The sequence below is a fragment of the Streptomyces sp. 150FB genome (assembly GCF_000818195.1).
Lineage (GTDB): Bacteria > Actinomycetota > Actinomycetes > Streptomycetales > Streptomycetaceae > Streptomyces.
The window spans coordinates 4,145,235-4,153,859 of record NZ_JTHL01000001.1; the positions used below are offsets into that span (position 1 = coordinate 4,145,235).

Consider the following 8,625-nt stretch of genomic DNA (forward strand, 5'->3'; position numbering starts at 1 on the left):
CCATGAGCATCACAGAAGAACCCGGGAAGCTCAGCCGGCGCAGCCTCCTCAAGGCGGGAGGGGCCTTGGTCGTGATGTCGGCAGCAGTGCCGGCAGCTCTGCGTACGTCGGTCGCGGAAGCAGCAGCCACGGGTATGCCCTTCCCCTCCCCCGAGCTCACCGACCTCTCCACGTGGCTGACGGTGCGCGCCGACGGCATCGTCACCTGGCGCACCGGACACGTCGAGCTGGGGCAGGGGAACAGGACCGCCCTTGCGCAGATGGTCGCCGAAGAACTCGATGTCGCGTTCGACAAGGTCACACTGGTGATGGGCAACACCGACGTCACCCCGGACCAGGGTGTCACGGCCGCCAGCAGCACGATCGCCAGAGCAGGAGTGCAGGCCCGGCTGATCGCCGCCGAGGCCCGGGCCACACTGCTCTCCCTGGCCTCCAAGCGGCTGCGCGTTCCGGCGGACGAACTCACGGTGGAGAACGGCGTGGTCCGCCACGGTTCGAAGAAAGTGAGCTACGGCCAGTTGGTCCATGGCAAGGCGCTCACGGCGGTGACACCGATCGTGATCGACGGCCAGGGCACACACGTCGGGGCCACGCCCAAGTCGTTCACCGAATACACGCTGGTCGGCCGGTCCGTCCCCCGGGTCGACATCGTGGACAAGGTCAGCCAGAAGACCGTGTTCGTCCACGACGTCAGGGTCCCGGACATGCTCCACGCCCGGATCGTCCACCCCAAGGGGATCGGCTCCACCGTGGTCTCGGTGGGCCGGCTCCCCTCCGGGAGCAATGCGCAGGTGGTCCAACTGGGCAACCTGATCGCGGTGGTCGCTGAGCACGAGTGGGACGCGGTCAAGGGAGCAGCCAACCTCCCGGTCACCTGGTCGGACTGGAACGGCCTGCCCACGACCGAGGACTGGCCGGCCGCCATGCGCGCCATACCGTCGAACGTCATGACGCACGCCAGCCAGGGCGACTTCGACAGCGCCTTCGCCTCCGCCGCCGCCACTCTGGCGGCGACGTACCAGACCCCGTTCGAGAACCACGGAATGATCGGGCCGAGTTGCGCCGTCGCCGACGTGCGCTCTGAGGACAGCGTGACTGTCTGGTCCGCCACCCAGTACCCGCAGGGTCTGCGGAACGGCGTCGCGCAGATGCTGAACATCTCCCCCCAGCAGGTCGAGGTGCTGTGGTTTGACGGTTCCGGCCCCTACGGGCGCCTCAGCGCCAACTACGACGACGCGGCGTCGGAGGCGGTGTTCCTCTCCCAGAAGCTGGGGAAGCCGGTACGCGTGCAGTGGAGCAGGGAGGACGAGCACATCTGGGAACCCCATGGCCCGGGCACGCTGCACGACATGGCAGCCGGGTTCGACGAGTCCGGCGACGTCATCGCCTGGAAGCACGATGCGTTCATGGCGCCCAACAACGACAGCACCATGCTCGGACCCCTCCTGGTCGGCGTGCAGATGCCGAACCAACGGAAACCGGTCGGGAGCTGGACCGGCCCCGACCTCTACCAGTTCCCGAACCTCTTGGAACTCGCGCACCAGATACCGGAGCTGGGCGCCGACACCTCGGCCTACCCGTTCGGGATCCGCACCACATTCCTGCGGTCACCCGGCCAGTACCAGATCACCTTCGCGCAGGAGGCCTTCGTCGACGAGATCGCTGCCAAGACCGGACAGGACCCGCTCCGGTTCCGCCTGAAGCTCCTCTCCGACACGCGGGCGATCGCCGTCCTGCAAGCGGCTGCGAAGGCCGCCAAGTGGGAGTCGCGGCCCTCGCCCAAGAAAGACGCGAGCACAAGCAACGGCACGGTTACGGGGCAGGGCGTCGCGTTCGTCGTCCGCGACGGCACCTACGCTGCCGGAGTGGTCAAGCTGGAGGTGACTCCCGCGACGGGTCAGGTGCTGCTCACGGAGGTGACCGTGGCGCAGGACCAGGGTCAGATGATCAACCCTCGCGCCATCGAGCACCAGATCTCGAGCTGCGTGCTCCAGACCGCGAGCCGGGTCCTCCACGAGGAGGTGAAGTTCGATACCGCCAACATCACCACCGCCGACTGGGAAAGCTACCCGCTGCTCCGGATGGACGAGACGCCGACGATCAACACCGTTCTTGTCCCCAACCCCGGAATAGCTCCCTCCGGAGTCGGCGAACCGGCCGTCAACGTAATGCCGTCCGCCATCTCCAGCGCCATCTTCGACGCCACTGGCGTGCGGCTCCGCACGATGCCCTTCACGGCTGACGTGGTCAAGGCGGCAACGGGGTCCTGACGGCTGGCGCCGCACCGGGGTAGTGCCGCGGCGCCAGTCCTGCCTATGGAGATTCACGAATTCACGAGCAGAGGGCGACGCACCGCCTTGAGCAGCCGATGCCGCCTCCGGGCCCTGCCCTCACCGTCGGGGCCCGCTACCCCGTACGCCCAGGACGCCGCGAGGAGGTCGTGTCGGACGAGGAGTAACCGTTCCGCTCAGTCAGCGCAGGCGCATCCCGAAGCCGTTGCCACTGACGCCGACACAGGTGCGACAGTCTCGTTCCGCCCTGGGCAGCGGGCGTCTCCGTCCGGGGCAGCGCTCCTGCCCGACTGGTCGGCGTCGGCCTGTGCCCACTGTTCACCCGTCAGATCCGTGTCGTACACCGGTGCCCGGTCCGGCTGATCCGCCGCGTTGCCGAACCTGTGCGCGAGGCAGTCACACGAGCGAGCGTACGGACTGGACTCGACCGGTAGATCCGGCGCACCTGCGACATCAGGGCCTCCTGCGCACCTCGTTGCTACGACAACTCCGAGATCCGCAAGGGGCCCGGCGCGAGATGAGCACGAACCTACTGGGCGCGGTCCTGGCCACGCGGGCCCTGACGCAGGAAAACGCCAACGCCGCCTCGATGACAACGTCTTCACAGCCGGCACGGACGGCGCAACGGAAACCGCCGTGGTCGGCCAACAGGTTCCGGCGGTCGGCCGTTCACCGGGGTCACCCGGCCGGCCCTGGCAGGAGGGCGGGTGACGCGGCCGCCACCGACGCACCGGCACCGGCACGGCCTGAGCGGCGGTCCGACGCCCACGAACCGGCGCACAGAACCGATGTGAGTCGAGAAATGCCTTCCCCGAGGGTCGGAAGGCGGTCGATACTGTGAAGAAAGCAAGACCCCGCGGGATGGCTCGACTTGCCACACACCCGGTGTCAGCGCGAGCAGAAAGGACACCGGTGGGTACTACTGCTTTTGGCAACCGTACGCGGCAGCCGACCGTTCCACGGCCCCGGTCTGTTTCACGCGGCGCGGAAAAGCTGGCGGGGGTGCCGCACCTCCGCGGCGTCGGACCGCTGATGGGGTCGATACAGGCGCTCGCCGGCAACAGGGCCGCGTCCGCCGTTGTCCAGCGTCTTGCGGCGAAAAGCGGGGCGAAGGCGTCCGGCAGCGGGGCGAAGGCGTCCGGCAGCGGCGCGAAGGCGTCCGGTGACGAGACGGGCAAGCCGGAGGTGAGGGCGTCCCGTAGCGGGCTGAACATCCGAGAGAGGATCGCCAGTGCGCTGGAGCGGGCCAACAAGCACCTCGACGTCCTCGACACCCTCGTCCTGCGCGGTCTGGTCCCGGCCAACGCAGAGATGAACTGGGGGGCGTCCCAGAACTCCGACACGCGACTGTCGGAGCAGGTCGGCGCGTCCTCCGCCGCGGCCGGCGCCGAGATGGGTGTCACCGACGGGGTTACGGCGGTCAACAACGTCCTCGACGCACGCAAGGCGCGTAAGGAATCCAAGGAGAACCCGACGGGTCCCTCCTCCCACGCCCCACGCAAGAAGTTCCCCTCCAAGACGCTCGACGCGATCCAGAACCTGGCGACTTACAGCTCCGACGTCATCGGCGTCGCCAAGAACTCCCTGCACGCGGGGGCTGTCGTGACGTCAGCGAGTCTCGCTGAGGCCGGGGGCGGGGTGATCGGCGCCGTCGCGGGCGTCAAGAGCGTCCGTGCGGCACGTCGGGTCGGGCTGACGACGCGCAAGTACCGGGCCGTCAAGAGGATCGAGGTGCCCGCGCCGGTGGACGACCACGAGCTCACTCGGCTCCGCGAGGCGGAGATGGAGAGCCACTGGGCGCTCGCGAATGCCTATGCCGCGTTGGAGCGCGCCCACGACGGCGACGGGAACGGCCTCTCGGATCGGCTGAGCGCCGCCCTGGACCGTGCCAGTCACGCCTTCTCGACCATCGAGAAGGCCGCCGGGGACGTCCAGCGCGCGCAGGACACCAACGGCCTCAGCACCACCCGGGACTACGCCCTGGCAAAGCAACGCAACAAGCTCTGGAAGCAGGGGGTCGGCGCGGTCGGAGACGGCGTGAGGTCGGCCGGCGGCGCGGTGACGGTCGCAGCGGCCGCCTCGGGGGCGCTGGCGAGCAACCCGGTCGGCTGGGGCCTGGCCGCGACAGCGGCAGGGCTGCTGCTCTCGGTCACCGCGTACAAGGCCGGGCGCGGCGGCCAGAAGCGCTACGAGGGCGCCCGCCATCCCGACCGCTGGGCCCCACCCACGGAAGGGAGTGGCCCGGCCGCCCGCGAGCCCACCTCCCGCTCGGACGCCCTCAAGGAAGCGCTGAAGTTCTGGAAGAAGGCCGAACACAGCAAGCGCGATGCCATGGCGCGCACCCTCTACGGCCTCGCCGCAGGCCCCGATGTCCCGGCCGGTCAGAAGACCTCGCCCCAGTTGCGTGCCTCGGCCCGGGAACTGCTCGTCGCGCTGAAGGCAGGCCCCGCAGACCTGAAGATGACGGCGGACACGTGGGCGCGGTCCCTGAACGACCGCGCCGATACCGAGAAGTGGCAGAAGGAGATCGCCAACCAGCTCGCGTCGAGCTGAGGGTTGTCCCGGCTCCGGTGGAACAGGACTCCGGGGCAGCCCGTCAGGCGACGCCCGGTGGGATGGGTGTGCGGAGGGCAGCACGGGCACAGGCGCCTTGTGTGGTGGCGCCGTAGCGGACGATCTCGGCGTCGATGTCGAGTTCGCCACGCCGGGCGCGGGCCTCGTCGTCGACGAGGTGCGGAGGTACCAGCCAGCAGACCTCCAGCTCCAGGCCGTCCGGGTCTTTGGCGTAGACGCCCTTGGTGGTGCCGTGGTCGGTGGCGCCGACCAGGGCCCCGCGTTTGGACAACCGCTCGGCGACGGTGCGCAGGTCGCCAAGTGTCGGGACCTCCCAGGCGAGGTGGTAAAGGCCGGTCTCGTCGCGCCCGGCCCTCGTCTCTTCGGCTTGTGCGCCGATGCCGAACAGGCCGAGATCGTGGTCATTGTCGGATTCCGGCGCCCGGAGAAAAACCGCCTTCCGAGGGGCGTCTCCGGATTCGGCGACCACCCGGAGTCCGAGGGTTTCTGTGTAGAAACGGGTGCTGGCGTCCGCGTCGCGCACCCACAGCACCGCGTGATTGAGTCCTCGGACCGGCACCGGAATTCCTCCGAAATCCTCCTACGGCACAGCCAGTTCAGCCCCGCCTTGTTGCCACCATTGTGCATACACGTCATCGGCCTCAACAAGGGCGAGGTAACCCTCCGAGATGTGCGCGCACAGCGCGTCCACGGCGGGGGCGACCGGGGAGTCGGTGCGCCAGGCCAGCACGAGGTCGCGGACCAGCGGGTCACCGGCCAGGGTGAGAGTGGCCAGCGACTCGCGCGCGCTGCCCAGGGGGTAGAGCACGCATACCGCGTCACCGGCCGCGGTCAGCGCGAAGGCGACGTGCGCCTCGTCGGTGATGTGCCCGACGCGCTGTTCGAACCCCGTACGTCGGCAGGTATCGGCCACGTAGCCGTTCATGCCGCTGTCGTCCGGGTGCGGCATCACCCAGACGTCGTCCGCCAGGTCGTTCAGGGCTATCCGCCGAGCACCGGACAGGCGGTGGTCCAGGGACACCCCGACGAAGATCGGCTCCGTGAGCAGGACCCGGTGCGCTATTCCGGGCGGCAGCGTCACGGATGTGCCGGGAAACCTGCGCAGCACCGCCACGTCGAGTTCACCGGAGGCGAGCAGCCCGGTGACGGTATCGGTGCGCCGCACCGTACGGCTGGTCGTGCCGCGTTCGGGCAGCAGGACACCGAGTGCCCTGATCAGCAGGCTGAACTGCTGCGCAGGCACTCCGCCGACGCGCACCGGCGTGGCCGCGTCGGCGTGGAGGGCGCGGCGGACCGTGCGGGTCAGCTCCTCCAGGTCCGTCCTGATGCGGGTGCCGTCGCGAACGAAGAGGGTGCCGGCGAGGGTGGGCACCACACCGTCCGGGAGGCGAACAAAGAGTTCGCCCCCCACGTGCTGTTCGATGCGTTTGAGTTGCGCGCTCACCGCGGGCTGGGAGAGGTGCAGGCGGGCGGCGGCGCGTCGCAGGCTGCCCGCCTCGGCGATGGCGAGGACCAGTTCCAAATGCCGTATGTCCAGACGCATGGCTGGATCGTACGGCTGCCGCGGGCTGCGGGGACAGAAGTGTTATCGCCGAATGCGATAGGGCTCCGAAACGGGACAGTGGTCGATAATTGCGGCCCTTCGGGCGCCTACCCGGCCAACTGTCTGTTGCCGCGCCTCCGCTTCCGGTGACACGGTCGGAGACCAACCTCCAAAGAGCCGATTTCCGTTTAGGTGAGTTACATGCTGACGCATACCAGGACCACGAGTGACAAAATCGCACGCTTACCTGAGAGTTCCTCCGTACTATTCTCCGAGTCCGCGCTGAACCGCTTTCTCACGGCGGCCGTACGCGAATACGCGAACATCACCGAGAACGATCCGGTGCCGTGTTTCGCCGTGTTGCTGGGAACGGCGGCGGATGGTGACTGGCTGGTACACGACGTGGCGTTCGGGCGCAACGTCCGCACCACCGACCCGAGCGCGCGCCAGGAATTCACAACGACGATCGTGCCGCGCTTCGGAGCGGCCTACGAGAACGCGGTCCGCGCGTGGTGGCTGGACCCGGCGGACCTGCTCCGCATCACGCGCGATGCCGACCGCCGGGGCCTGGATGTCCTGGGTTCGGTCCACATGCACCCCGACTGGCACCGGCTCGGCCCCGCGCAGGCCCGTACTCAACCGCTGGACGAGTGCCCCACCGAGATGGACCGATACGTGTTTCGCAGTAGCGGCTGGCCGGTCAACGCCGTCTGTTACGTGGAGCGTCGACATGGGGCGCACGGTTACGCCCTGTCGGCGTGGGACGCGGAGTGCCGGCGGCTGGCGCTGCGCGTGCACCGGCTGGTGGAGAGCGCCCTGCCGGAAGGCGGAGGCGACAATGGCTGACGACGACATGGACGGTGTACGCGCCCTGTGGCGGTCGATGGCCGACGGGTGGCGCCGCGGTGACGCCGAGGCGTTCGGCGCGGTCTTCGACGAGGACGTCGAATTCGTGACTGTGCGCGGTGAGGAACTGCGGGGGCGCGCCGCGGTGGTGGCCGGACACGCCCGCCTCTTCGCCGGTCCCCTCAGGAACACCCGGCTGATTCCCGACATCCGGCTGGTCCGTCCGGTCAGCGGTGGACTGACGCTGGTCCACGCGGTGACCACGATCGAGCCGGACGGACCCGCCACGCACGCGCAGGCGGTGGTGGCCGGTGACGAGTCAGGCCACCGCATCGTGGCCTTCCACAACATGACCGTCACAGCTCCCCGGGAGGGACAGAAGTGAACCGGCCCCGCCTCAGGCATGTAGCCCTCGTCGTCCAGGACGCCGCCGCCGCTGCCGCCTTCTATCGCGAGACACTCCAGATGGAGGAGTTCCACCAGGACCCCGACGGCAGTCGGTTCGTGACCGACGGCTACATCAACCTGGCGCTCATCCAGCAGCGTCTGGACGGGGATGTGCCGGCCGGGTTCAACCACTTCGGGTTCGAGGTGCCGGATGTCGCCCGCGTCGCGGACCGGATGACGAACCATGGGGTCGCTCGGCCCGTGTTGCGCGGCGGCGACCGGCCGTTCGCCGAGTACCGGGCGATCGACCCGGAGGGAAACTGGTTTGACCTGTCCGAGCACGGCTTCCTGCCTCCGGACGCGACCGAGTAGGCCCAAGGTCATGCGCGGAGGTCTGTGCGGTACAGAGACGAGTGTCACTCGGTGCGCTGCGAAGCGCCTGCTGAGTTCCTCGGTTCCAGAAGACGGCCGTCGTCGCGCACGACGACCGGCTCCGAGGCGCCGCGCCGATCCGGTGGTGCAGTCGCGGCGAGCAGAGCCTGGTGGGCGCGGTCGGGAACGGGGGTCAGGGGCCTCCACCAGGGTGGCCACCGGATTTCTGGCGGCCGTACAGCCGGCGTCCATCCCCGCAGGCACGGGGAGCAGGCTTCGTGGGGAGTCCCGGTAGTGAAGTAGGCGAGTCCTTCCCCGCAGGCGCGGGGAGCAGGCCGTCGAACGAGTGCTGTTCCGTGCCATGTCGGGTCCATCCCCGCAGGCGCGGGGAGCAGAACCCCCGTTGTTGTGGCCGGAATCGTCGTTGTGGTCCATCCCCGCAGGCGCGGGGAGCAGACTGTCAGACGAAGCATCGCCGACCCGCTCACCACCGGACACCAAAGCCCTCCGACCAGCGAAGGAACCACGAAGGCACCCGTGATTCCCAAGCTCAGAGCGCGAGTTCGATTCTCGTCACCCGCTCTACGACAAACCCCAGGTCAGCGGCCCGGG

General features: G+C 68.9%; 7 protein-coding genes. 5 read left to right on the top strand and 2 right to left on the bottom strand.

From position 1 onward, the window contains the following. Positions 1–2: 2 nt before the first annotated feature. Together QR77_RS17630 and QR77_RS17635 are read left to right on the top strand one after the other, a co-directional pair. Positions 3–2,270 carry a molybdopterin cofactor-binding domain-containing protein gene (locus QR77_RS17630; protein ID WP_040022832.1) on the top strand — a complete coding sequence of 756 codons (2,268 nt, stop codon included), beginning with the start codon at positions 3–5 and terminating at the stop codon, positions 2,268–2,270. Between the two features lie 1,053 nt (positions 2,271–3,323). Then, the gene (locus QR77_RS17635) at positions 3,324–4,844 is read left to right on the top strand and encodes a hypothetical protein (protein WP_150130405.1); all 1,521 of its coding nucleotides are present in this window, start codon (positions 3,324–3,326) and stop codon (positions 4,842–4,844) included. 43 nt (positions 4,845–4,887) lie between these two features. Here the strand turns inward: QR77_RS17635 and QR77_RS17640 are convergent, their stop codons facing one another. Together QR77_RS17640 and QR77_RS17645 are read right to left on the bottom strand one after the other, a co-directional pair. Then, positions 4,888–5,424, bottom strand: coding sequence for a VOC family protein (locus tag QR77_RS17640; RefSeq protein ID WP_052488855.1), 537 nt, complete (start codon positions 5,422–5,424; stop codon positions 4,888–4,890). Positions 5,425–5,445: 21 nt separating this feature from the next. Continuing rightward, positions 5,446–6,408: a LysR family transcriptional regulator gene (locus QR77_RS17645; protein WP_078876818.1), complete on the bottom strand. Its 963-nt coding sequence runs from the start codon at positions 6,406–6,408 to the stop codon at positions 5,446–5,448. 201 nt (positions 6,409–6,609) lie between these two features. Here QR77_RS17645 and QR77_RS46740 point away from each other — a divergent pair, with 201 nt between their 5' ends. From QR77_RS46740 to QR77_RS45135, 3 genes are read left to right on the top strand one after another with little or no spacing between them, the layout of a single operon-like run. Then, positions 6,610–7,254 (top strand): hypothetical protein, encoded by a 645-nt coding sequence (locus tag QR77_RS46740; RefSeq protein ID WP_052488856.1) that lies wholly within the window; start codon positions 6,610–6,612, stop codon positions 7,252–7,254. After that, the gene (locus QR77_RS46745) at positions 7,247–7,639 is read left to right on the top strand and encodes an SgcJ/EcaC family oxidoreductase (RefSeq protein ID WP_052488857.1); all 393 of its coding nucleotides are present in this window, start codon (positions 7,247–7,249) and stop codon (positions 7,637–7,639) included. Before QR77_RS46740 ends, QR77_RS46745 begins: the two co-directional genes overlap by 8 nt. After that, positions 7,636–8,013 (top strand): VOC family protein, encoded by a 378-nt coding sequence (locus QR77_RS45135; RefSeq protein WP_040022834.1) that lies wholly within the window; start codon positions 7,636–7,638, stop codon positions 8,011–8,013. The genes QR77_RS46745 and QR77_RS45135 overlap by 4 nt, the downstream gene beginning before the upstream one ends. Positions 8,014–8,625: the final 612 nt, after the last annotated feature.

Coding starts and splice junctions, on each gene's coding strand:
- QR77_RS17635 (WP_150130405.1), top strand. CDS start 3,324: ATGGGGTCGATACAGGCGCTCGCCGGCAACAGGGCCGCGTCCGCCGTT.
- QR77_RS17630 (WP_040022832.1), top strand. CDS start 3: ATGAGCATCACAGAAGAACCCGGGAAGCTCAGCCGGCGCAGCCTCCTC.
- QR77_RS46745 (WP_052488857.1), top strand. CDS start 7,247: ATGGCTGACGACGACATGGACGGTGTACGCGCCCTGTGGCGGTCGATG.
- QR77_RS17645 (WP_078876818.1), bottom strand. CDS start 6,408: ATGCGTCTGGACATACGGCATTTGGAACTGGTCCTCGCCATCGCCGAG.
- QR77_RS46740 (WP_052488856.1), top strand. CDS start 6,610: ATGCTGACGCATACCAGGACCACGAGTGACAAAATCGCACGCTTACCT.